At 71.4% G+C, this 22,894-nt stretch carries 16 protein-coding genes and 2 pseudogenes; 10 read left to right on the forward strand and 8 right to left on the reverse strand.

Annotation, left to right across the window (positions count from 1 at the left end; genetic code table 11):
- Positions 1 to 246: 246 nt before the first annotated feature.
- Together S1361_RS36760 and S1361_RS39980 are read right to left on the reverse strand one after the other, a co-directional pair.
- Positions 247 to 1,350 (reverse strand): chitinase, encoded by a 1,104-nt coding sequence (locus S1361_RS36760; protein WP_208036941.1) that lies wholly within the window; start codon positions 1,348 to 1,350, stop codon positions 247 to 249.
- Between the two features lie 107 nt (positions 1,351 to 1,457).
- On the reverse strand, positions 1,458 to 2,246 hold the full coding sequence (locus S1361_RS39980; protein ID WP_481906726.1) for a lectin: 789 nt from the start codon (positions 2,244 to 2,246) through the stop codon (positions 1,458 to 1,460).
- 416 nt (positions 2,247 to 2,662) lie between these two features.
- On the opposite strand from S1361_RS39980, the gene S1361_RS36770 reads away from it, so the two are divergent.
- Entirely contained in the window at positions 2,663 to 3,880 is a 1,218-nt protein-coding gene (locus tag S1361_RS36770) for an alginate lyase family protein (RefSeq protein WP_208036141.1), read from the forward strand.
- 165 nt (positions 3,881 to 4,045) lie between these two features.
- Here the strand turns inward: S1361_RS36770 and S1361_RS36775 are convergent, their stop codons facing one another.
- The 3 genes from S1361_RS36775 to S1361_RS36785 all read right to left on the reverse strand — a co-directional run bounded on the left by S1361_RS36775 (position 4,046) and on the right by S1361_RS36785 (position 8,366).
- A complete protein-coding gene (locus tag S1361_RS36775; protein ID WP_243769436.1) occupies positions 4,046 to 4,960 on the reverse strand; it encodes a hypothetical protein in 915 nt (304 codons plus the stop codon).
- 24 nt (positions 4,961 to 4,984) lie between these two features.
- On the reverse strand, positions 4,985 to 5,881 hold the full coding sequence (locus S1361_RS36780) for a DUF6424 family protein (RefSeq protein WP_208036142.1): 897 nt from the start codon (positions 5,879 to 5,881) through the stop codon (positions 4,985 to 4,987).
- 568 nt (positions 5,882 to 6,449) lie between these two features.
- Positions 6,450 to 8,366 (reverse strand): DUF6461 domain-containing protein, encoded by a 1,917-nt coding sequence (locus tag S1361_RS36785; protein WP_208036143.1) that lies wholly within the window; start codon positions 8,364 to 8,366, stop codon positions 6,450 to 6,452.
- A 115-nt stretch (positions 8,367 to 8,481) separates the two neighbouring features.
- Here S1361_RS36785 and S1361_RS36790 point away from each other — a divergent pair.
- Positions 8,482 to 9,010: pseudogene (locus S1361_RS36790) on the forward strand (P-loop NTPase family protein).
- Positions 9,011 to 9,126: 116 nt separating this feature from the next.
- Here S1361_RS36790 and S1361_RS36795 read toward each other — a convergent pair.
- Positions 9,127 to 9,606, reverse strand: a complete 480-nt coding sequence (locus S1361_RS36795) for an SRPBCC family protein (protein WP_208036144.1) — start codon at positions 9,604 to 9,606, stop codon at positions 9,127 to 9,129.
- Positions 9,607 to 9,840: 234 nt separating this feature from the next.
- On the opposite strand from S1361_RS36795, the gene htpG reads away from it, so the two are divergent.
- Positions 9,841 to 11,745 (forward strand): molecular chaperone HtpG, encoded by a 1,905-nt coding sequence (gene htpG / locus S1361_RS36800; RefSeq protein ID WP_208036145.1) that lies wholly within the window; start codon positions 9,841 to 9,843, stop codon positions 11,743 to 11,745.
- Positions 11,746 to 12,050: 305 nt separating this feature from the next.
- Complete coding sequence (locus S1361_RS36805) at positions 12,051 to 12,302, forward strand: hypothetical protein (protein ID WP_208036146.1); 252 nt, start codon at positions 12,051 to 12,053, stop codon at positions 12,300 to 12,302.
- Here S1361_RS36805 and S1361_RS36810 read toward each other — a convergent pair.
- Positions 12,285 to 13,226, reverse strand: coding sequence for a LysR family transcriptional regulator (locus S1361_RS36810; protein WP_208036147.1), 942 nt, complete (start codon positions 13,224 to 13,226; stop codon positions 12,285 to 12,287). The two genes, S1361_RS36805 and S1361_RS36810, sit on opposite strands and share 18 nt — an antisense overlap.
- Positions 13,227 to 13,298: 72 nt before the next feature.
- Between S1361_RS36810 and S1361_RS36815 the strand changes: the two genes are divergently transcribed.
- A complete protein-coding gene (locus S1361_RS36815) occupies positions 13,299 to 14,186 on the forward strand; it encodes an SDR family NAD(P)-dependent oxidoreductase (protein WP_208036148.1) in 888 nt (295 codons plus the stop codon).
- Positions 14,187 to 14,292: 106 nt separating this feature from the next.
- Here the strand turns inward: S1361_RS36815 and S1361_RS36820 are convergent, their stop codons facing one another.
- Positions 14,293 to 14,937, reverse strand: coding sequence for a class I SAM-dependent DNA methyltransferase (locus tag S1361_RS36820; protein ID WP_208036149.1), 645 nt, complete (start codon positions 14,935 to 14,937; stop codon positions 14,293 to 14,295).
- 166 nt (positions 14,938 to 15,103) lie between these two features.
- Here S1361_RS36820 and S1361_RS36825 point away from each other — a divergent pair, with 166 nt between their 5' ends.
- The 5 genes and pseudogenes from S1361_RS36825 to S1361_RS36845 all read left to right on the forward strand — a co-directional run bounded on the left by S1361_RS36825 (position 15,104) and on the right by S1361_RS36845 (position 22,754).
- The gene (locus tag S1361_RS36825) at positions 15,104 to 16,288 is read left to right on the forward strand and encodes a S1 family peptidase (RefSeq protein ID WP_208036150.1); all 1,185 of its coding nucleotides are present in this window, start codon (positions 15,104 to 15,106) and stop codon (positions 16,286 to 16,288) included.
- Between the two features lie 258 nt (positions 16,289 to 16,546).
- Positions 16,547 to 18,848 (forward strand): annotated as a pseudogene (locus S1361_RS36830) (AbfB domain-containing protein).
- A gap of 100 nt (positions 18,849 to 18,948) precedes the next feature.
- Positions 18,949 to 19,491 carry a DUF2269 domain-containing protein gene (locus S1361_RS36835; RefSeq protein ID WP_208036151.1) on the forward strand — a complete coding sequence of 181 codons (543 nt, stop codon included), beginning with the start codon at positions 18,949 to 18,951 and terminating at the stop codon, positions 19,489 to 19,491.
- 103 nt (positions 19,492 to 19,594) lie between these two features.
- Entirely contained in the window at positions 19,595 to 22,297 is a 2,703-nt protein-coding gene (locus S1361_RS36840) for a CHAT domain-containing protein (RefSeq protein ID WP_208036152.1), read from the forward strand.
- Positions 22,290 to 22,754 carry a hypothetical protein gene (locus S1361_RS36845; RefSeq protein ID WP_208036153.1) on the forward strand — a complete coding sequence of 155 codons (465 nt, stop codon included), beginning with the start codon at positions 22,290 to 22,292 and terminating at the stop codon, positions 22,752 to 22,754. Before S1361_RS36840 ends, S1361_RS36845 begins: the two co-directional genes overlap by 8 nt.
- Positions 22,755 to 22,894 lie beyond the last annotated feature (140 nt).

The following is a 22,894-nucleotide window of genomic DNA, read 5'->3' on the forward strand; positions in this document are numbered from 1 at the left end:
GCCGGAGGGTGTCGTACGACCCCGCGCGCCGCAGGCCACGCAGAGAGTCGCCCGCAGCGAGTCGCCCGCGGCGGCGGTCCCGGAGGCCGGACCGGCGCCGCCGCCCGGCCCCGCCTCCTCGACGTGCACCGCGCCGGGCAGCGCCGCCACCGCGGCTCTGCCCGGCGCGGTGTTGATCAGGGTTCTCCAGGTGACTGGTGAGAACTCGTCGGATGTATCGAGGAGGCGCGGCTTGCCGGCGGGAGCTCAGCAGTACAGGTTGCCACCTGGGCTGACGCCGAGGATCTGGGTGAAGCGCTGGTAGGCGTCGACGCGGCTCTGCACCTGCGCGGGGTTCTTGCCGTCGCACTCCAGCGAGCCGTTGATGGAGCGGATGGTCTGGCCGAAGCCGGCGCCGCCGACCATGGCGTTGTGACCGGTCATGGTGCCGGGCCCGGTCTGCGTGTTCCAGTACCACAGGCCGGTCTTCCAGGCCACGGCGGAGTCGTTCTGCACCAGCCACGGATTGCCGAGCAGGTCGATGCCGAGCGCGTCGCCCGCGGCCTTGTAGTTGAAGTTCCAGGAGAGCTGGATGGGTCCGCGCCCGTAGTACGCCGCCTGCCCCGCCGGGCAGCCGTACGGCCGGCTCCAGTCGCAGTAGTGCGGGTAGTTGGCGGTGTTCTGCTCGACGACGTACACCAGGCCGCCGGTCTCGTGGCTGACGTTGGCGAGGAAGGCGGCGGCCTCCTGCTTCTTCACGGTGTCGCTGCCGGTGTTCGCGAACGCGGGGTAGGCATTCAGGGCGGCGGTCAGACCGCTGTAGGTGTAGAACGAATTCCGGTTCGGGAACATCTGGTTGAACTGGGCCTCGGAGACGACGAACCCGGACGGCGTGGTGCCGCCTCCGCCGCTCGCCGGAGCGTTCCACTTCTGGTTGGCGCCGCCGGTGCAGCTCCAGATCTGCAGACGCGTGCCGTTGCCCGGGTTGTTGTCCCGCACGTCCAGGCACTTGTTCGCGGCCGGGTTGACGATGTCGTGCGCGGCGGTGACCACCCACTGCTGGTTGGCCCCGCCGGAGCAGTCCCACAGCTGTACGGCGGCTCCGTCGGCCGTGCCGCGGTCGACGACGTCCAGGCACTTGCCGAGCGCCCGCAGGGTGCCGTCGCCCGGGTTGGACCACCGCTGGGCCGCGGTGCCGTTGCAGTCGTAGAGCTGTACGGCGGTGCCGTTGGCGCTGCTCGCGCCCGCGACGTCGACGCACTTGCCGGCGAGGCCGGTGATCTGCCCGTCGGCGGCCTGCGCCGGTGTGACGGCGAACAGCACGGCGAACGAGGCGGCGATGACGGCGGACAGTAAGCGTCCGAGGTGCATGCGGCGCAGCGGGATCCGTCTGGGGGAGGGGTGTGGCATGAAGAGTTCGCTCCAGTTCACGGGGCTGACGGTGGTCCGGGGGATGCGCGGGGCGCGGGCCGCGGAGGTCAGTTGAGGACGGTCTGGGTGACGACGATGTGCCCGGCGTCCGGGTTCAGGCTGCCGCCGAGCCTGCTGAACGCGCCGTCGGTCAGGTCGAGGCACTTGGGCTCCTGCGGGGTCTGCACGAAGGTGCCGCGGTCGTTGATGCGGACCACCAGCGACCGGCCGTTGGCGACGTTGGTCACCTGGACCCTGGTGCCGAACGGCAGTTGGGGCTGACGACTGAGCGAGGTCGCCGCCGTGTCGGCGTTGTTGTCGAACAGTTCACCGCTCGCCGTCAGGGCGCCGGGCGGCTGGGGGCCGTAGTGCGTGGCCCAGCACTTCTCACCGGACTGCGCGGCCGGGGCGGTCCATTTCTGGTTGGCGCCGCCGGTACAGGTCCAGATCTGTATCCGGGTGCCGTTGGCGGAGGTGTTGCCGGTGACGTCCAGGCACTTGTCCGCCTGCGGATTGACGATGTCGTGGGCGGCGGTCACGGTCCACTTCTGGTTGGCGCCGCCGTTACAGGTCCACAACTGCGCCTTGGCGCCGTCGGCGGTCGAGTTCCCGGTCACATCGAGGCACTTGCCGAGGGCTCGGACGGTGCCGTCGCTGCCGACGGTCCACTGCTGGGCGTTGCTGCCGTTGCAGTCGTAGAGCTGTACGGGCGTGCCGTCGGCGGAGTTGGCCCCGGCGACGTCGAGGCACTTGCCGGCGAGCCCGGTGATGGCGACGCCGGTGGCGGCCCGGGCGGGGGAGACGGCCAGCGCTCCGGCCGATACGGCGACGGCGGCGGCGAGCACGGTGCGGAACAGGACCGAGCGAGTGGGGGGTTGTGCGGCCACGGAGGAGATCACAGCCTTTCGCGGTCGATGAAGGACCCGGGGAAGGCCTCACCGAGCCGAGCGCTGCGTGCGAAGGCCCCCCGGCACCCGGGACCGTAGGTGGTCTGAACCATTACCGTCAAGAGTCGAACAGGGCGCGCTGTAAACGGAGTTGAGTAACCCCGGGGCGTGAATTCAAGCCAGGCTGTCGACGCGTGTGCGCGTCACTCGGCGTTCACTTGTTGATGCCGGCGACGGAGGGGCGCTTGCCCCGGCGCGCCGTCCCCCACCTCGCGAACCGCCCCTGTTCCACGCCCCCTTGACGGTCATGTGGTCCGTACCTATGGTCTCGGTTCAGCTCGTACGTTCAAGAAGACGCCCGCTGTTCACATACGAGGACGGATCAGATGCAGGACATACCCGCCCCGCGCCGCCGTAAGTCCCCACGTTCCGCCCTCGTCCTCACGGCGGCGGCCACCCTGCTCGCCACCGGCCTGCTCTCCTGGCCCGGCACCGAGCGGGCGCAGGCCGCTCCCGCGACCTTCGTGCACCCCGGCGTCACCGTCTCGCGCGCTCAACTCGACTTCGCCCGCGGCAAGGTGCTCGCCGGCGCTCAGCCCTGGAAGAGCGCGTACGACCAGATGATGGCGAGCAAGTACGCGAGCCTCAGCCGCACCCCCCGGCCCCGCGCCGTCGTGGAGTGCGGCTCCTACTCCAACCCCGACTACGGCTGCACGGACGAACGCGAGGACGCGATCGCGGCCTACACCGACGCACTCGCCTGGTACGTCACCCGTGACGAGCGGTACGCCAAGAAGGCGATCGAGCTGATGGACGCCTGGTCCGCCGTGCTCACGGACCACACCAACAGCAACGCGCCACTGCAGACGGGCTGGGCGGGCTCCTCCTGGCCGAAGGCCGCCGAGATCATCAAGTACACGTACCCCGGTACATGGGCCAACTCCGGCCGGTTCGCGTCCATGCTGCGCAACGTCTACCTGCCCGAGATCATCAACGGCTCCAACTCCAACGGCAACTGGGAGCTGTCGATGATGGAGGCGGCCGTCGGCATCTCCGTCTTCCTGGAGGACAAGGTGTCGTACGACACGGCCATGGCGAAGTTCCGCACCCGCACGGCCGCGTACGTGTACCTCGCCTCCGACGGCGACCTGCCGAAGACGGTACCGAGCCAGAACCTGAACACCCGTGACAAGATCGTCTCCTACTGGCAGGGCCAGTCCACCTTCGTCACCGGCCTCACCCAGGAGACCTGCCGTGACTTCACCCACACCGGCTACGGCATCTCCGCCATCTCGCACGTCGCCGAGACCAGCCGGATCCAGGGCCAGGACCTGTACGGCACCGACGTGGGCGAGCGGCTGCGGCAGGCGCTCGGTTTCCAGTCCACGTACGAACTGGGCACCGCCGTCCCGAGCTGGCTGTGCGGCGGATCGGTCAAGCGGGGGCTGGGCCCGGTCACCGAGGTCGGCTACAACGCACTGCACAACCGCCTGGGCATCGCCATGACCAACACCCAGACCCTGACCGCACAGAACCGCCCGGCAGGCAGCAACAACCTCTTCGTCGCCTGGGAGACCCTCACCCACGGCGACAACCCGAACTGACCCGACGGCCGGCCGGACATCACCGGCACCCGGCCGTCGTTCGCGTAGATCAGTCGGATGACGGCGGGACTTTCGCCCCGTCGCCGCAGCCCCCCGGAAGCGGAAGATGATTCCGGCCTTCGGTGTTCGGCGTCAGGTGCATGGCCGGGGTGTTCGACACGTGGCTCACAGCTTGACGACGGCCATCCACAGGTCCAGATCGGAGAGCATCAGCCGGCCGGGTCGCTGATCGGAGCTGTCCGGGACGGTTGCCCGGACCAGAGGCTGCTCGCCCTGTTCCACGGTGACCTCCGCGCCGTCGTATCGGGGTGCCTTGCCGCGGACGACCGAGCGCAGCTTTGCCGAGAGGCGCCGAGCGGTCGCCTCGTCCTTCACCACGACACAGAGCACCTCGGTGTTCTTGCCGGCGGAGTCGGCCTGTTGGCCCAGCGCGGAGAGCCGTACCGGCTTGGCGGCGGTGAGCGGGTTGAAGTCGGCCCGGTAGACGTCGCCGAGACACTCGCTCGCGCGCTGGTACTCCTCGATGTCGGCCAGTGAGGAGCCCTCCTTCGCGTGAACGGCCGACAGGGAGGCGATGCCGGATGTCCCGTACGAGATGGCGTCCTTCGAGATCTCCAGGGACACCCCCTTACTGTGCGGGCGCGTCCAGGTCGGCCTGCCGTCCTGGTGGCTACGGACGTAGCCGTTGGCCTTGAGCGCCGCGGTGATCGCTGCCGCGTCGAACGAACCCTCCCAGTGGCCTGCCCCCTTGGCGTCGACGGCGGTGTCGATCTGGTCCGCCTTCAGATGCCCGCCCCAGGGGCCGGCGTCGTACGCGTTCAGCAGGGCGTTGTTGGGTTGCCCGATGACGGCGAACCGCTTGTTCCCACCCTTGCTCAGCCGACGTACCGTCGCAGCGTCCAGATACGACACCTGACCCGTGCCACGGTCGCTCGCCAGGGCTCTCAGCCCCCGCAGCACGGGGGAACCGCCTTCGCCTTCACCTTTGCCGTCGCCGGAGGAACACCCGGTGCCACCGACCAGGCAGACGGCGGCGAGAGCGGCGGCACCGGCCACGGACCTGCGAGTTGCTGTGGGCATGCCGAGCAGCCTAGCGGCACCCCCTCAACGGTCCCGGGAACTCCGGCCGTTGCCTCGTGACCGCCGGGGCGCCAGCGGTCCGGACGCGCTGCGTCGGCCCGGCTCGATCTGCTCGGCGAACGCCTGGAGCGCGGCCGAGCTGTTCGGCGGCAGGACCGCCATCAGCCCCCGGTCCTGCGCCTCGGCCAGCGTGTCCGCGGCCTGGCTGCCTTCCGGGGCGAGCACCAGCCGCACGTGCCCGTCGCCGGAGCCCCGCCGGTCCACCGGCGTCACGGCGCCGTGCGTGCCGTCGGGCAGCGTCACCCACAGCTGGAAGTCGTCGAACCGGAAGAAGTCAGCGCCCTTCACCGGCCACGGGTAATGGTGCTCCCCGGGCACTTTCGGCAGGATCCCCTGGTGGTTTCCGCGGCTCATCGGCACACAGGCGTTGAAGAGGGAGTCGGTCCACGCCTCGACGCCGTCGGCGTCCGTGACGGGGGTGCGCAGCAGCTGCTCGGCCTCCTCGTAGCCCAGCCGGGCCAGGGCGGGCAGCGTCTCCGGAAAGGCCGCCACGAGGTCGGCCGCGTCCTGACGCAGCCGGTCGATCTTGGGTGGATCGGCGCAGAACTGCATGCTCCACTCGATCCCCACGCGGGCCCGGTACATCCGCCAGCCGCCCGCCGTCATCACCCACAAGCTGCCGCCGTGGTGCATCTCCCAGCCCTCGGGCGCCACCGGCCGGGGCCCGTAGGGCAGGTCCGCGTCGTCGATCTCGTCGAGGATCCGGTGCGCCGTGCGTTTCGCGGCCTGGAAGAACGGCGACTCGAAACGCTTCGGATGCTTCACCAGCCGGATCCTCCAGGGATGGTCCTCGGACAGGGTGCCGCCCGGCTTGACCTCGTCGGGCAACGGACTTCTGGCGACGGTGCCGGCGCGGGTCATACTGCCCTCCTCGTGCCGACCGCGGCCCGGGTACGGTCCGCGGTGCCGAGCGCCCCCCGGGAATGGTCCCCCTGTGACTATCGTGCGCCTCGTGGCGGGAGTCTGCGAGCGCAGTCGGCCGGGGCGATCAGTAGAAGTGACGGACGAAGACGTCCGACTCGTACGAGCGTCGCCGCCCGGGACGGGTCCTCGACCGGGCCGGAGGAGGTGCCGGAGAAGACGACATGGGCGACGTGGCCGCCGTCCCCGCTCAGCGACGGCTGGTTGCAGCCGTAGGCCGAGCAGTTGAGGGAAGGCACCACTCCCGTGCTCACCTGACACTGGCGAATCCGCGTGTCGTTCACCCACTGCACCGGATGGGCGACGTATTGCCCGTCACCGCTGATCACGTGGGACTGAAGCGGGCGCAGCTCCCCCATCCGCCTGGTCTGTGAGACATCCTCCTCCCCGCCAGGACACGGCCTCTCCTTCAGCCCGCCCTCCACCGAAGGGGCCATGGAGCCCGATGAGACACCGGAGCGGATTCCCGCACAAACCGAGGACCCCGGCCCTCATGTGCGGACATCTTCTAGGGCCTGGTGCGGACGAACCGCAGCGTCGCGTAGCCCTCGCCGGGCCCCGGCGGCCGGTTCCAGGGTCTGGTCCGGAACGTGTGCAGACGACCGCGCGTGAGGGCGAACCGCGGCAACCGGACGCCGTACTCGGCGGCGAGGGCCTCCAGGGCCCGACGCTCACCCAGCCGCTCGGTGACCGGGTCGTCCGGCCGGAAGAGCCGCTCCGGGGCCAGCGCGGCCGGCACGGAGCCCCGTACGTCGACCGCCGTCCCGCGCACGGTGAACGCGTACCGTTCCTCCCCGTCCTCCGCGACGGACAGATGGAGGACACCGGGGCGGTGCCCGTCGGAGGACTCGCTCCACACCGTCACCGCACGTGTGCCGCGCGAGGCCGCGACGCCGGGGGAGACGAACCACTGCTCGGCGAAGTGCGAGCCGGGCCACGCCTCCAGGGCGAAGCTCCAGCCGCCGCCCGCCCGGCCGACGGAGGCCAGCGCCCTGTCCTCCCAGCCCGGCGCGTTCGCGTCATCGCGAAGGCGCATGCGTGACTCCCACAGCGTCGTCGGCTCGTTCAGGACGGTGGTCTCGTCCGCGCCGAGCCGGCCGGGCAGCTCGGCCGGCTCCACCGCCTCCACGAGGACGAAGCGGTACGACGACGACAGCACGTTGCCGGGATCCAGCTCGGTCAGCCACGCCAGCCCCGGCGGATCCACGTCGGCCGCCGGAGCCGGGGGCGCGCCCCGCTGCCCGGCCCGGGGTGTGGCCAGCACCTCGCGGCCCCGCTCCAGGGTGAGCAGCGGTCCGAGGAGCGGATCGGCGCACAGCCCGACCGGGGCGATGTGCTCCGGACCCACAGGCCGCCACTCGGGCAGGGCGGCGCGCAGGGTCCGCCACGCCCCGTCCGCGTCGCCCCACCGCGCCTGCTCCCGAGCCTCCGCGACAGCGCGCCCGAAGGCGCCCTCAGGGGCGTAGCGGTAGGTGCCCTCCCGTACGTCGCGCAGGATCCCGTCCGCCGTCTCGGCCAACGCGGTGGAGGCGCCGCCCAGGTGGTAGGTCCATGAGGAGTCGTCCCGGTGCGCGCTCACATGCTCGGCCGCCACCACGGGCAGGACCTCCGGCGCGTACAGCGGATCGGCCGTGAGCCCGTGGAAGGACACCATGTACGTCTGCCCCAGCAGCCGGCGGATCTGGTCGCGCAGCCCCGCCGCCCGCGGCCTGCCGTACTCGAGCGCCTCCGCCAGTGTCGCCTCGGCCTCCTCGTACCGTCCCCGCAGCGCCTCCAGGCGGGCCTCCTCCACGGACGCGTCCAGCGCCCGCGTCGTGTCGTTGACGAAGTCCTGCCCGGTGCGGCGCGACCGGTCCGTCTGGAGGCTGTGGAACTCCCGGTACATGTCCTCCATGAACGCGCGGAAGGACCCGTACCGCTCCGGCGGGCTCGCTCGCCACGATGCGTAGGAGTACACGGCCCACTCGCCGTCGGCGTCCACGTCCCCGGGATCCATCAGGACGTGGACGGCGTCCGACTCCACGTCCAGTTGCAGGGCCCGCTGCCACATCCCGGCCAGCAACTCGTCCTCGGGTGTGGGGTCGTCGTCCAGGTCCCCGGGGAAATACTCGGCCAGCCCCGCCGCGTCCTGGTGCCGTCTGAGCCGGCCGGTACCGGCGAGCTGCCACACGAAGCCGCCCGCGTGCCGCCAGCCGTCACTGACCGTCAGGAATGCGCGGTACGAGGGCGGCAGCCGGTGTCCGAGCCGGTCCTCCAGAGCGAGGATCCGCTCCTCGGATGCGGGCGGGAACCCCAGCCACCGCGTCCGCAGAACGTCCTCGTCCCCGGCGAAACGCTCGTCATCCGGCGCGTCGGGTTCCTGCGCGTCCGCCCACTCATGGCTCCAGCGCGTCAGGAACGCCCGCCAGTAGTCGATGTCCGTCATGCCACCGATCGTGTCAGCCGCCACTGACAACGCCTCCGGCCCCGCCGCGGGTTCGGCCCGCCACTCGGACCCGGTCCGCCCGGCCGGAGCCCGCCCACGCCGGCGTGGCGGCGTGATGGTGGGCACCGAAGAGACCCGGCTGGTTGTGCTTCGCGGCGACAGCGCCTCGGGGAAGTCGTCCGTCGCGGCCGGTCTCCGGGAGAGGTTCGGCCGCGGCCTGGCCATCGTCGCGCAGGACAACCTGCGCCGCGTCGTGCTCCGTGAGCGCGACCGGCCCGGAGCCGCGAACACCGGGCTGATCGGCCTCACGGCCCGCTACGCCCTGGACGCCGGGTTCCACGTCGTCGTGGAGGGCATCCTCCAGGCCGGTCGCTACGGCGACATGCTCGCTGCGTGCCGACCACCGGGGTTCCACCCACGGCTACTACCTGGACGTCCCGTTCGAGGAGACCCTCGCCCGGCATGCCACCGAGCCGCAGGCGAGCGAGTACGGCGAGGCGGAGCTGCGCGCGTGGTACCGGCCCCTCGACCTGCTGCCCGGCGGAGTCGAGACCGTGACCGGCGCCGGCAGTTCCCTGCGGGAGACCGTCGACCGCATCGTGTCCGACACCGGGCCGGCCGGCCTCCCCGCGCGCGACCAGTGACCGCTACGACTCCGGGCGGCACGCCCATGTCGCGTGGCCTGACACAAGGCATGGCCCGAGCAGGTGTGCCCGGGCCATGTGCCTCGTACCCATGTGTCCTGGGAGACCTGTGGGGTTCAGAGCGCCGACGGGCCGGTGTCGCCCGGCCGCACCCGGCCTCGCCACGCACCGGACTCCCCTCCGCGCTCCTCGATGAACTGCTTGAACCGCTTCATGTCCCCCTTGACACGCCGGTCGATCGTGCCGAGCAGGTCCGCCGTCTTCTCCGCGGCTCCGCTGGGCTCGACGTCCATCACCAGCTCGACCTTGGTGTGGCTGTCGTCCAGGCGCTCGAAGCGCACCGTGCCCCTCTGGCTCGTGTCGCCGCTGGTGGTGCGCCAGGTGATGCGCTCGTCGGGCAGCTGGTCGACGATCTCCGTGTCGAACTCCCGCCGTACCCCGCCGATCTTCATGGTCCAGTGATTGTGCCGGTCGTCCAGCTGCCTGACCTCCTCGACGCCTTCCATGAAGTTCGGGAACTCCTCGAACTGCGTCCACTGGTTGTAGGCGGTGTGGAGCGGAACGTCGACTTCCACCGCTTCCCGGACCGTGCTCATCTCTGTACCTCCGTTGTCACTCCTTGGCTGGACCTGGCGAGTACCCGTGGAAGCGGAGGTCATGACCTCGAAGCCGGAACAAGGAGCGTGAAAGGGAGGATACGGAGCGTAATGGTCCGTGGCTCGCCCCGGTTCGATCCAGCCACTGCCGCCGATTCCGGCCACCGCGCTGACGTGGTGTTTTACAGTGGCTTCGCCAGTTCCAGCGACAGGACCTGTGAGGTATCCGCGAACATGCCGACTGAGACCTTCGAGTTTCAGGTGGAGGCTCGTCAGCTGCTCCAGCTGATGATCCACTCGGTCTACTCGAACAAGGACGTCTTCCTTCGGGAGCTCGTGTCCAACGCCTCGGACGCGCTGGACAAGCTGCGTCTGGAGAAGCTGTGGGACGACTCGCTCGACGCCGACGTGTCCGACCTGCACATCGACATCGACATCGACAAGGACGCCCGTACGCTCACCGTGCGGGACAACGGCATCGGGATGTCGTACGACGAGGTCGGGCAGCTCATCGGCACGATCGCCAACTCGGGCACCGCGAAGTTCCTGCAGGAGTTGCGGGAGGCCAAGGACAAGGCCGGTGAGGAGGGGCTCATCGGCCAGTTCGGCGTCGGCTTCTACTCCGGCTTCATGGTGGCCGACGAGATGACCCTGCTGACCCGGCGCGCCGGCGAGAGCCAGGGCACCCGCTGGTCGTCGCGCGGTGAGGGCACGTACACCCTGGAGACGGTCGACGACGCGCCGCAGGGCACCTCGGTCACGCTCCACCTCAAGCCGGCCGACCCGGAGAACCAGCTCCACGACTACACCTCGCCGTGGAAGATCAAGGAGATCGTCAAGCGGTACTCGGACTTCATCACCTGGCCCATCCGGATGGTGCCCGAGGGCCCCGCCGCCGGGAGCGACGAGGCGCCCGAACCCGAGACCCTCAACTCCATGAAGGCGCTGTGGGCGCGGCCCCGCGACGAGGTGTCCGACGACGAGTACCACGAGCTGTACAAGCACATCGGCCACGACTGGCGCGACCCGCTGGAGACGATCCGCCTCCAGGCGGAGGGCACCTTCGAGTACCAGGCCCTGCTGTTCCTCCCCGAGCACGCACCCCACGACCTGTTCACGCGCGACTTCAAGCGCGGCGTGCAGCTCTACGTCAAGCGCGTGTTCATCATGGACGACTGCGAGGCGCTGCTGCCGCCCTACCTCCGCTTCGTCAAGGGCGTCGTCGACGCGGCGGACCTCTCGCTCAACGTGTCCCGCGAGATCCTCCAGCAGGACCGCCACATCGAGATGATGCGGCGCCGGCTGACGAAGAAGGTCCTGTCCACGGTCAAGGAGATGATGACCAAGGACAAGGAGCGGTACGACACGTTCTGGCGGGAGTTCGGCACGGTCCTGAAGGAGGGACTCGTCACCGACGCGGAGAACCGGGACGCCATCCTCGCCGTCGCGTCGTTCGCCAGCACCCACCACGAGACCGAACCCACCACGCTCAAGGGCTACGTGGAGCGGATGAAGGACGGTCAGGAGGACATCTACTACCTGACCGGCGAGTCCCGCCAGAGCATCGAGAACTCCCCGCACATGGAGGCGTTCCGGGAGCGGGGCATCGAGGTGCTGCTGCTCACCGACGCGGTGGACGAGGTGTGGGCGGACGCCGTCGGCGAGTACGAGGGCAAGAAGCTGCGGTCCGTCGCCAAGGGACAGATCGACCTCGACGCCAAGGACGAGGACACCTCCGACGCGGAGCGGGAGAAGCAGACCGAGGAGTACGCCGGGCTGCTCGGCTGGATGAAGGAGCAACTGGACGAGGACATCAAGGAGGTGCGCCTGTCCTCCCGGCTCACCGTCTCCCCGGCCTGCGTCGTCTCCGACGCGCACGACCTGACCCCGGCCCTGGAGAACATGTACCGCGCCATGGGCCAGGAGGTGCCCCGTGCCAAGCGGATCCTGGAACTCAACCCGGACCACCAGCTGGTGAAGGGCCTCAACCAGGCGTACAAGGAGCGCGAGGACCGCTCGGAACTGGCCGAGACCTCCGAACTCCTGCACGGCCTGGCGGTGCTCGCCGAGGGCGGCCAGCCGAAGGAACCGGCCCGCTTCGTCAAGCTGATGGCGGACCGCCTGGAACGCGCGCTGTAACACGGCTCCGCCCGACGCCGGCGGCCTGCCCGGGACAGCCGCTCCAGCCGGACGGGCGGGCCGCCGACGGGTCCGGAACTCGTGGCGTCCGCCATTCGTTTCCCCCTCGCACGGATCGTCTCGTAGTGACTTCCGAGTCCGTGCCCGGCGAGGGGGAGGCCGAAGTGGACACGAGGGTGGGGTGCGGGGCGGGTACGAGGTGCCGGCCCGAGGCGGGACGGTGTCACGCCGCTGCACGCGACGCATCGACCCGTAGGCGCGCCGTGGGCGTCCGCCGCGGCGGAACCGCGCCGTGAGGCACGCGGATGCCGTTCGACGACAGCCTGCTGCAACGCGCGGCCGAGGCCGTGACGGCGTACGAGCAGGCCAGGGAGAGGCGCGAGCCGTCCGCGGTGCAGCGGGCGTTGGCGCCGGCGGAAGCGCTGTGCGCGCAGGTGCCCGCGGACTGTCCCGGGCAGCGGGCGATCGCCGCGCATCGTCGGCTGCCGCCGCCCGGCAGGACCGGCGGCCGCCACGCGGGCGCAGGTGCCGCCCTGCCCTCACCGAGGAGGGGATGAAGGAACAGGCACGTCAAGGTCGAGTGCCGCGGCGCGGAGGGCGGCTGCCACGCGGGTGACCGGTTCCGTCGGGCGATGGGGGAGTCGGGCCAGGAGCAGGCGCCGTTGTTCCTGGGGCCCGCCGTGGACCGGCAGGACGCGGACCCCCGGCGGCGCGGTGGCCGCGAGGGCGGCCGGCACGGTGGTCAGCCCGCACCCGGCGGCGACGAGGTGCAGCTTGGCGAGCCAGTCGCGGGCGGTGTGGGCGATCTCGGGCCGTTCGTCCAGGCCCGGCCAGACCCCCATCAGCCGCTCCTCGCCCGAGGAGGTGCTCGCGATCCAGCGCTGCCCCCGCAGGTCGGCGACGTCGACGAAGTCGCCGCGGGCCAGCGGGTGGGTGGCGGGCACCGCCAGACACAGCGCACGTTCGGTGAGCGTCTGCAGCACCAGCGGGGGCGACTCGGCGTCCGGTGGCCGGAAGGGCGGTGCCGAGGCGAGCAGGGCGAGGTCGAGGCTGCCCGCCCGCAGGGCGCGCACCAGCGCCGGGGTGCTGCCCTCCCGGCTGACGACGCGCACACCGGGGTCCGTACGGCGGAGCGCTGCCAGAGCGCGCGGCAGCAGGACGGCGCCGGCACTCGGGAACCACCCCAGCCGGACGGTACCGGCCTGCCCGGGCAGCCCGGACAGCTCCCGCGCCGTGGCGTCGATCTCGTCGAGCACGACCGTCGCGTGGCGCATGACGACGCGGCCGGCCGCGGTGAGCCGTACCCCGTCGCGCCGCCGTTCCAGCAGCTCCGTGCCCGCGGCCCGTTCGAGCGCGGCGATCTGGCGGGAGACCGCCGACTGGGTGTAGCCCAGCGACGCGGCGGCCGCGGTGAACGTCCCCTGCTCGGCCACGGCGCGGAAGACACGCAGCGCGGTCAGCGACACATCGGTGAAGTCCATGACGATCTCGCATAGTAGCGTTGCCGAACTCTCGTTGGACTCATGGCCTGGGGCGTTTCTAGCGTGGCAGGCATGAACACGTCCCGCATCGCCCTTGTCACCGGCGCCAACCAGGGCCTCGGCCGCGCCCTGGTCGAAGGCCTGGCGGCCCGCATGAGCCGCGACGACCTGGTCCTGCTCACCGGCCGCAGCCGGCAGCGGGTGACGGACGCGGCCCGCGAGGCCGCCCGACTGCCCACCACCCGCGCCCGGGTGGAGGGCCGGCTGCTGGACGTCACCGACACCGACGCCGTCGCCCGTCTCGCCGAGGAGCTCCGGGCCCGTCACGGAGGCGTCGACGTCGTCGTCTCCAACGCGGTCGCACGGGTCCTGCCCGGGGAGTCGCAGGCCGAGCGGGCCGACGAGTTCATCGACGTCTCCAACACCGCCACGCACGCCGTCCTGCGCTCCTTCGGCCCGGTCCTCCGCCCGGGCGGCCGGCTGATCGTCGTCGCCAGCAGCCTGGGCACCCTCGGCCACCTCGATCCCCGGCTGCACCACCTGTTCGACGGCGCGAGCCTGAACCAGGTCGAGTCCGTCGTCGAGTCCTGGCGGACCGCCATCCACAACCGGACCGCGCAGGAGGCGGGCTGGCCGCTGTGGCTCAACGTGCCCTCCAAGGTGGCGCAGGTAGCCGCCGTCCGTGCGGTCGCCGCCGAACGCCGCCCACGCGACCTGGCCACCGGCACGCTGATCGCGGCCGTCTGCCCGGGCATGGTCGACACCGCGACCTCACGCCCCTGGTTCACCGACTACAGCGGGGCCCAGCCACCGGCCCGCGCCGCCGGCCCCGTGCTCGACCTGATCCTCACCGAGCACGTCGATCCCGCGCTCTACGGTGAACTGGTCCGCTTCGGCAAGGTCCTGCCCTGGCACGACGGCACGCCTCCGGTGGAACAGGACCGTTTCCTCACTCCGTGAACGCCGGGCCGCCCCCATGACGGCACCCGTCCGCCTCAGGACGACGCCGGTCCGCCCTCAGGACGGCACCCGGCCGCCATGAGGCGCGCGGCGCCCGTCGACGGCCTCAGGGCTGCCGGCGGGCGAAGAGGACCGCTCCCGGAGCGCTCGTGTCCAGGTCGACCAGCAGATGGGCCTCGACCGTGAACCCGGCATCCCGCAGCCGGTCCGACACCTGGTCGGGACGGCGGAGGTGGACGTGGACGTTCATGGGGTGACCGCCGTAGCCCTGCGTCTTGTGTCGCGTCTCGTCGCCGACGTGGAAGCCGAGCAGCAGGGGCCCACCGGGACGCAGCACCCGCCGGAACTCACCGAGGACCGTGGGGACGTCCGCGTCGGGGACGTGGATCAGTGACCAGAAAGCGAGCAGACCCGCGACCGAGGCGTCGGGCAGGTCGAGGTCCGTCATCGTCCCCGCCTCGAAGCGCAGACCGGGGTGGTTGCGCCGGGCCAGGTCGGTCATCGCGGGCGAAAGGTCGATGCCGAAGGCGTCCACGCCCAGTTCGTTCAGGTACGCGGTGACGTGCCCGGGGCCGCAGCCGACGTCCGCCACCGGACCGCCGCCGGTGGCGCGTACCGAGTCGGCGAACAGCGCCAGGGCGGCTCGCAGGTACGGTTCCCGGGCCAGCGCGTCGCCCATCAGGTCGGCATAGCTGGCCGCGACCGTGTCGTAGGAGGTCCGGGTGTCGGCCAACCAGCTGTCGGTGTCCATGAGCTGACACGGTAGAGCAGTCTTCCCAAGCGGGCCGCCGCCGAAGTACCCGCATTGGCATGGACCTGACGCTGCAGCGCCACTAAGCTCTGCTCCGCCACGCAGAGAGCGCTCTCAGACACTCGGCTGTTCCACCCCACCCCTGGAACGACGAAGGGCAACTCCCATGAGACGCAGACGACTTACGCATGTCGCGCTGGCCGCGCTCCTGGCCCTCGGCGGGCTGAGCGCAGCGGGAACCATCCCCGCGGCGGCGACCGGCTCCACGGCAGGATCCGCAGGAACCGCTCCGTCCGCCTACCGGCCCGCCTCCTACGGAGTCGTGACCGCCATGCAGCGCGATCTCGGCCTCACCCGGCAGCAGGCCGAGGCCCGGATCGCGGACGAGCGGGCCGCCGCGGCGCTCGCCCCGAAGGTGCGCCGGACGGCCGGTAAGGCCTACGCGGGCTCCTGGTTCGACTCCGAGAAGGGGCGCCTGACGGTGGCGCTCACCCCGGACGCCCCGGCGGACACGCGCAGCGCGATCAGGGCGGCCGGGGCGGAGGTCCGTACGGCCGCACACTCGGCCCGCCGGCTGGACGCCGTCAAGGCGCGCGTCGACCGGCTGTCCGCCCCGACGGGAGTGAGCGGCTGGCACGTCGATCCGGTGGCCAACACGGTCGTCGTCGACGTCGTCCGCAAGGACCGCTCCGACAACGATGTCCGGCGCTTCGTGTCCCGGGCACGCGAGGCGGGCCCCGTCACCGTGCGGACCGTCTCCGCCGCCCCGCGCACCTTCGCCGCGGGAACGGTCGGCGGCGACCCTTACTACACGGGCAACGTCCGCTGCTCCATAGGCTTCTCGGTCCACGGGGGCTTCGTGACCGCCGGTCACTGCGGTCGGCCCGGCGCCGGGGTCAGCGGTTGGGACGGCTCCTACATCGGCACCTTCCAGGGCTCGTCGTTCCCGGACAACGACTATGCCTGGGTGAGCGTGGGCAGCGGCTGGTGGACGGTCCCGGTGGTGCTGGGCTGGGGCACGGTGCCCGACCAGCTCGTGCGCGGCTCGGCCGTGGCACCCGTCGGCTCCTCCGTGTGCCGCTCGGGATCGACCTCGCACTGGCACTGCGGGACGGTGCTCGCGACGAACGAGACCGTCAACTACAGCCAGGGTGCGGTGCACCAGCTGACGAAGACCAGCGCCTGCGCCGAACCCGGGGACTCCGGGGGCTCCTTCATCACCGGGGACCAGGCACAGGGCGTCACCTCGGGCGGCTGGGGCAACTGCACCAGCGGCGGCGAGACCTGGTTCCAGCCGGTCAACGAGATCCTCGGCCGGTACGGCCTGACCCTGCACACGTACACCGGCTGACCTCGCACGCGCACCGACCACACGCGCTCGCAGCGGGGTGCCCTGCGTACGTACACCGGGGGTGCCCTGCGTACGTACACCGGCTGACGCACGCGCACCGACCACACGAGCTCGCAGCGGGGGTCCGCACGCACCGTGGCGGGCCCCCGTCCGCGGCGCCGCACCGACCCTGGAGCAGACACCGTGCTGAGACTCCCGCCCCGCAGCACCCGCGCACCCTCCCGGCCGCACCGGGCCCTCGGGCGCTTACGGGACCTCGTGACCGCCGTCGCGGTGACGACGCTCGCCGTCACCACCCTCCTCGCAACCGGGGCGTCCCCTTCGCGCGCCACAGGATCCCGGACACCCGGAGCCGCCCCGATGTCCACCCCCTGGACCGACCAGGTGCCGGTGGACCACCCCCTGCCGGAGTATCCCCGTCCGCAACTCACCCGGCCCGACTGGGCCAACCTCAACGGCATATGGGACTTCGCCGTCACCTCCCGCGACGCAGGGCGGCCGACGTCCTTCGGCGAGCGCATCCGGGTACCGTTCGTGCCGGAGTCCGCGCTCTCCGGCATCCAGCGCAAGATCACCCAGAACGACAGGCTCTGGTACAAGCGCACCTTCACCGTCCCCGCCGGCTGGGCCGGGCGCCGCGTCCGGCTCAACTTCGGTGCCTCGGACTGGGAGACCACCGTCTGGGTCAACGGCCGGCGGGCGGGCGCCGTGCACCGCGGCGGCTACGACGCCTTCTCCTACGACATCACCCCCCTGCTGAACCGCGGCACCAACACCGTCGTCGTGTCGGTGTACGACCCGACGGAGACCGGCGGCCAGGCCATCGGCAAGCAGCGCATCCAGGACGTCACCCCGCACGCCGGGCACAGCATCGTCTACACCGCCTCGTCCGGCCTCTGGCAGACCGTCTGGCTGGAACCGACACCGACGGCACACATCACCCGGCTCGATCTGGTTCCGCACCTGGAGGACGACACCCTGCGGGTGACCGTACGGGGCACCGGGGCCGCCGGCGCCGCCGTCGAGGTCACGGTCTCCAGCGGCGGCACGACCGTCGCGAGCGCCACCGGCACCGTCGGAACCGAGTTCTCCGTCCCGGTGCCGAATCCCCACCTGTGGTCGCCCGACGACCCGTTCCTGTACGACGTCACCGCCCAGCTGACCGGCAGCCCCGGCGGCGACAGGGTCGGCAGCTACACCGGCATGCGTTCGATCGCCGTGAAGGACGTGAACGGCGTGCGCCGGCCGGTCCTCAACGGACGGTTCGTCTTCCAGACAGGCACCCTCGACCAGGGCTACTGGCCGGACGGCCTCCACACCGCGCCCACCGACGCGGCGCTGAAGTACGACCTGCAGAAACACAAGGACCTCGGCTTCAACATGGTCCGCAAACACATCAAGGTGGAGCCGCAGCGCTGGTTCTACTGGGCCGACCGGCTCGGGCTGCTGGTGTGGCAGGACATGCCCTCCATGGACAGCGGCAGGACACCGGACAGCGCGGCCCGCACCCAGTGGGAGAGCGAGTACCGCGCGGTCATCGACCAGCACCGCAGTTCACCCGCCCTCATCCAGTGGGTCGACCAGAACGAGGGCTGGGGCCAGTACGACCAGTCCCGCATCGCGGACATGGTCAAGGCGTACGACCCCTCACGCCTCGTCGACAACATGAGCGGCGTCAACTGCTGCGGCGCACGGGACGGCGGCAACGGCGACGTGATCGACAACCACAACTACGTCGGACCGGGCAACACGCCGACGGATCCGGTGCGCGCCTCGGTACTGGGGGAGTACGGCGGCCTCGGCCACCGGGTCCCCGGACACGAGTGGTTCCCGGGCGGCGGCTTCAGCTACGAGGACCAGCCGACCCGGGCCGCGCTCGACGACCGCCTCGTCGGGCTGCTCGACGGCATCCGGGAGAACGCCATGCCCGCCGGCGGCCTGTCCGCATCCGTCTACACGCAGATCACCGACGTCGAGAACGAGACCAACGGGCTGATGACCTACGACCGTCGGGTCGTCAAGGTGGACGAGTCCCGCGTCCGCGCGGCCAACCAGGCGCTCGTCGCCGCCTCCGGCACCATCGGCCCCCCGGTGCGCCTGCCACTGGAGCAGTACGTGTCCCTCCGCGTCACGACACCCGGCTACACCGACCGCTACATCCGCCACTCCGACGGGCTCGGCTACACCGGGGTGGTCGACTCCGCCAGCAGCGACCTGCTCAAGCAGGACGCCACCTGGAAGGTGTGGCCGGGCCTGGCGAACCGGCTCTGCTACTCCTTCGAGTCGCGCAACAACCCCGGTGAGTTCCTGCGGCACCGCGACTTCCGGGTCCGCCGCGAGGCGGGCGACGACTCCGCGCTGTACAAGGGACGCCACCTGGTGCCCCGTCCGGGGAACCGGCGGCATCCGGCTCTCCGCGTCCGACTTCCCCGGCCAGTACCTCCGGCACATCGACGCCGAACTCTGGCTGGCCCGCTCCGGCGGCACCCACACCTGGGACAACCCGAACACCTTCACCGAGGACACCACCTGGTCCGTCGAATCACCCTGGGCGCCCTGACCGGGGAACCTCCCGCCGACCGGTGTACTCCGCGCCGAGTACACCCGGTTACTCCCGGCGCCGGACGGCACCGCCCGTCCCCTCCGGCACCGTGTCGTCCATGAAGTTGAGCCGACCCGCGCGCCGGGCCTCCCTCGTCGTCCACGTGGCCGCCTCCGCGAGCTGGCTCGGGCTCACGCTCGGATCGCTGGCTCTCGCCGTCACCGCCACCGCCACCGGCTCGGCGGTGACGGCCGAGGCGTCCGTCCGGGCGATGAAGCTCTTCTCGGACTGGCTGCTGCTTCCCGTCGCGTTCCTCACCTCCCTGAGCGGTGTGCTGCTGTCCGTGGGCACCCCGTGGGGACTGCTCCGCCACCGGTGGGTCACCGTCAAGTTCTGGCTGACCCTCGCCGCGACGGCCGCCACGGCCTTCGCGCTGCGCCCCGGCCTCGACACGGCGGTGACCGCCATGACGCCGAGCGGCCCGGCACCCGGCCCCGGCGACCTCCTGCCCGCCCCGATCGTCTCCCTGTGCGCGTACGTCTTCATGACGGCGATCTCGGTCCTCAAACCCTGGGGTCTCACCAGACGGGGACGGAACCACCGCACCACGGCCCGCAGACCGGCACCGGCGCCGGCCGGCCAGGAAGCCGCGGTCCGCTGACCGGACCAGACCGTCGCAGGACGCCGCACGGGATCGGTCGTAGGGTGGAGGAGGCGGCAGAGACATGGCCGCGGCCGGCTGCTTCAGGGCCAGGGTGACTGTGGTGGATGTCGATTTCCGGGTCGAGATCGGTCCCGCCGGTACCGACGGCTACCCGGTGATTTTCCGGACGACGGACGGCGAGGAGGCCTCCGGAACCCTTCGTCTGCCGCCGCCGGAAGAGGTGGCAGTCCAGGCGGCCCGTATTCCGGATGCCGTGCGGGGGTCGTCCGCACGAGTGCGCCGCGCCGCGGTCGAGGGCGAGGCACCGGTCCGGGACCTGGGCCGGCTGCTGTTCGACGCCCTTTTGAAGAACACCGGCGCAAACCGCCTACTCACCGACCGTAGCCGTGCCGCGCAGGTGCGCATGGTGCTCCAGGTGGAACCGCCCGAACTGGCAAGGCTGCCCTGGGAGTTCATGTACGACACCGACGAGGAGATGTACGTGTGCCTAGGCGTCCCGCTGGTGCGCCAACCACAGCTCGCCCGCCCCATGGAGCCGCTCGGCATCACGCCGCCGCTGCGCGTCCTGGGCATGGTCGCCGTACCCGACGACCAGGAGTCACTGGCGGTGCACGTCGAGCAGCACCGCCTGCAGGAAGCCCTGGCCGACCTGGAGGAGAACGAGACGGTCTCGCTGCACTGGGTGCGCGGCCAGACCTGGCGCGAGCTCCGCGACGCCGTACGCCGGGACGCACGCACCGGCACCCGCCGGGACGAATGGCATGTGCTGCACTTCATCGGACACGGCGGATACGACGCCCGGGCCGAGGAGGGCACGCTGGCGCTGGCCGGCGAGCGGGGCGGCACCTACTGGCTGGGGGCGGGGAACCTTGCTCTGCTGCTCGCGGGCCATCCCGCGCTGCGCCTGGCGGTGCTCAACGCCTGTGAGACCGGCCGCGCGGGCGGGCTGAACCCGTTCTCCAGCGTGGCGGGTGCGCTGATGCGTAAGGGCATGCCCGCCGTCCTCGCCATGCAGTACGAGGTGAGCGAGGACGCCGCCATGGAGTGCACTCACGCCTTCTACAGCGCCCTGGCCCGCAAGGTGCCCATCGACGTGGCGGTCATGGAGGCCCGGCAGGCCATAACCCTGGCTCACCCGGGCACCTTGGAGTGGGGCACGCCCGTGCTGTACATGCGTTCCCTCGACGGTCGCATCTTCGGCAACCCGGTCTCCGAAACGGGCGAAGACACAAGGGTCGGCCGGAAGTCGGCCGACCCGACCGGCTTCCCCGAGCTGTACACCGACGGCCGCGCGGCCGCCTTCATCGAGGACTGGGACGCGGCGGTCGATGCCTTCCGGGCGATCGTCGCCCGGGACCCCGACTACCGCGACGCCCGGACCTGGCTCGGCCGAGCCCGTCACCAGCAGCGACTCGCGGCGCTGTACGCCGCGGGCGCCGCATCGGCCACGGCGCGCGACTGGGACCAGGCGGTCAAGCACCTGGAAGCCGTCGTCACCGCCGAGGCCGGCTACCGGGACGCCGCCGCGCTGCTTGAGCGGGCCCGCGAGGAGCGGACGCGCGCGGAACTACGGGAAGTGATCAGGGATCTCTACGAGCGCGGCCAGTGGCAGGCGGTCCTGGTGGCGGCCGAGCGTCTGCGGGAGCGGGATCCCGAGGGGACGGCGGCCGACCCGGAGAGGGAGACCATGCTCGGGACCGCCCGGGCGGAGCTGGAGAAGGCCGCGCGGGATGAGCGGCTGAGCCGCCACTACAGCGAGGCACTGGACCACATCGAGGACGGTGACTGGGCGCGGGCACTGGCGTCGCTGGGCGAGATACAGGCCGTCGCCCCGGACTACCGCGACACCGGGCGGCTGGTCGAACGGCTCTGGAATGAGGTCAACGCGACGAAACCGGTGACGGAGTCCACCGGGCCGCAGGCGGCCGAGCGCCCGGCGCGGTGTCACCGGTTCGTCGTGCCCCACCGTGTGACGGCCCTCGCCTTCAGCGCGGGCGGTGACCGCCTGGCCGTGGCCCTGACCATGCGGACGGCGCTGGTGACCGACCCGAGCGGGGAGGACCGTGTCAGGATGCGGCACGGCGGACTGTACACCGGCGTGCGGCACGTCTGCTTCCATCCCGACGGCCGGCGCATCGCGACCGCGGGAGGGGCCACGGCCCGGGTCTGGGACGCCAGGACCGGCTCCCAGCTGAGGGAGGTCGACCACGGCGCGGCCGTCTACGCGGTGGCGTTCAGCCCCGACGGCAGCCACCTCGCCACCGCCGGCCACGACGCCCACGTGCGTATCTGGGACGTGGAGACGGGTGCGGAACTGGTGCGCCTGCGGCACACCGCCTCGGTCCGCTGTATCGCGTTCAGCTCTGACGGTCTCCGGCTGGCCAGCAGCGGAGCGGACCGGATCGTGCGGGTGTGGGACATCGAGACCGGCACCAGAATCCTGAAGCTCGAACTCGACGGCTCCGTGTCCGCCGTGGCGTTCACCAGCGACGGGCACCGGCTCGCCGTCGGCGGCTACCGCACGGCATCGATACGGGACGCCGTGTCCGGCGCATCCCTCGTGGAGGTGAACCACAAAGGGGAGGTGCGGGGGCTGGCCCTCAGCCCGGACGACGGTTACGTGGCGACCATCGGTGACTGCATGGCACGGGTCTGGGAAACCGACACCGGGCGCGAGGTTTTCCACCATGCGCACTACAAGGGCCGCGGGATTGCGTTCAGCCACGACGGCAGCCGACTCGCCACCGGAAACGACCGCTGGGTCCGTGTCTACGCGCTCGAGGAGCTGAGACCCCATGACTGATTCCGCCCTGCGCACCGCCGACGTGGTCGTGGACCCTCGCCTTCCGCGCGCCCCGGAGGCCCTCCTCACCGAGGCCCTCACCTGCCTGGGCCTTACTCCCCGCGTCCGCGAACTCCCCCGCCGGCGGTCGCCCGACCAACTCGCGTGGATGGTCATGGTCACCGTCCCCCTGCACGGTTTCCTGAAGGCGCTTGCCGACAAGTCTGCCACCGATGCCTACGAGCGCCTCCAGAAAGCCGTGCGTGGCCTGCGCAAGCGCACCGAGGAGCAGCCCCGCCCCCTGGTCCTGCAAGACCCGGAGAGCAGTCTGCGCATCGTGCTCGACCCCGACCTGCCCCCGGAGGCCTACCGCCAGCTCCTCTCTCTCGACCTCACCGGGTATCGCCTCGGCCCCCTGCGCTACGACACCACCCACTCCCGCTGGCGCTCCGAACTCGACGAGGTGGAGCCCCACTGAGGCACCGTGCGCCGCCGGTGCAACGGGCCGCGCGGCACCGCCGTCCCGCCGCGGTGCGGCCGGCCGGGGGCGTTGTCAGTGGGGCCGGATAGCGTGATCGGTATCTGATCAAGCTAGCGATCCCGCCCGGGATCGGCGGA

Origin of the sequence: Streptomyces cyanogenus (assembly GCF_017526105.1) — a bacterium.
Lineage (GTDB): Bacteria > Actinomycetota > Actinomycetes > Streptomycetales > Streptomycetaceae > Streptomyces > Streptomyces cyanogenus.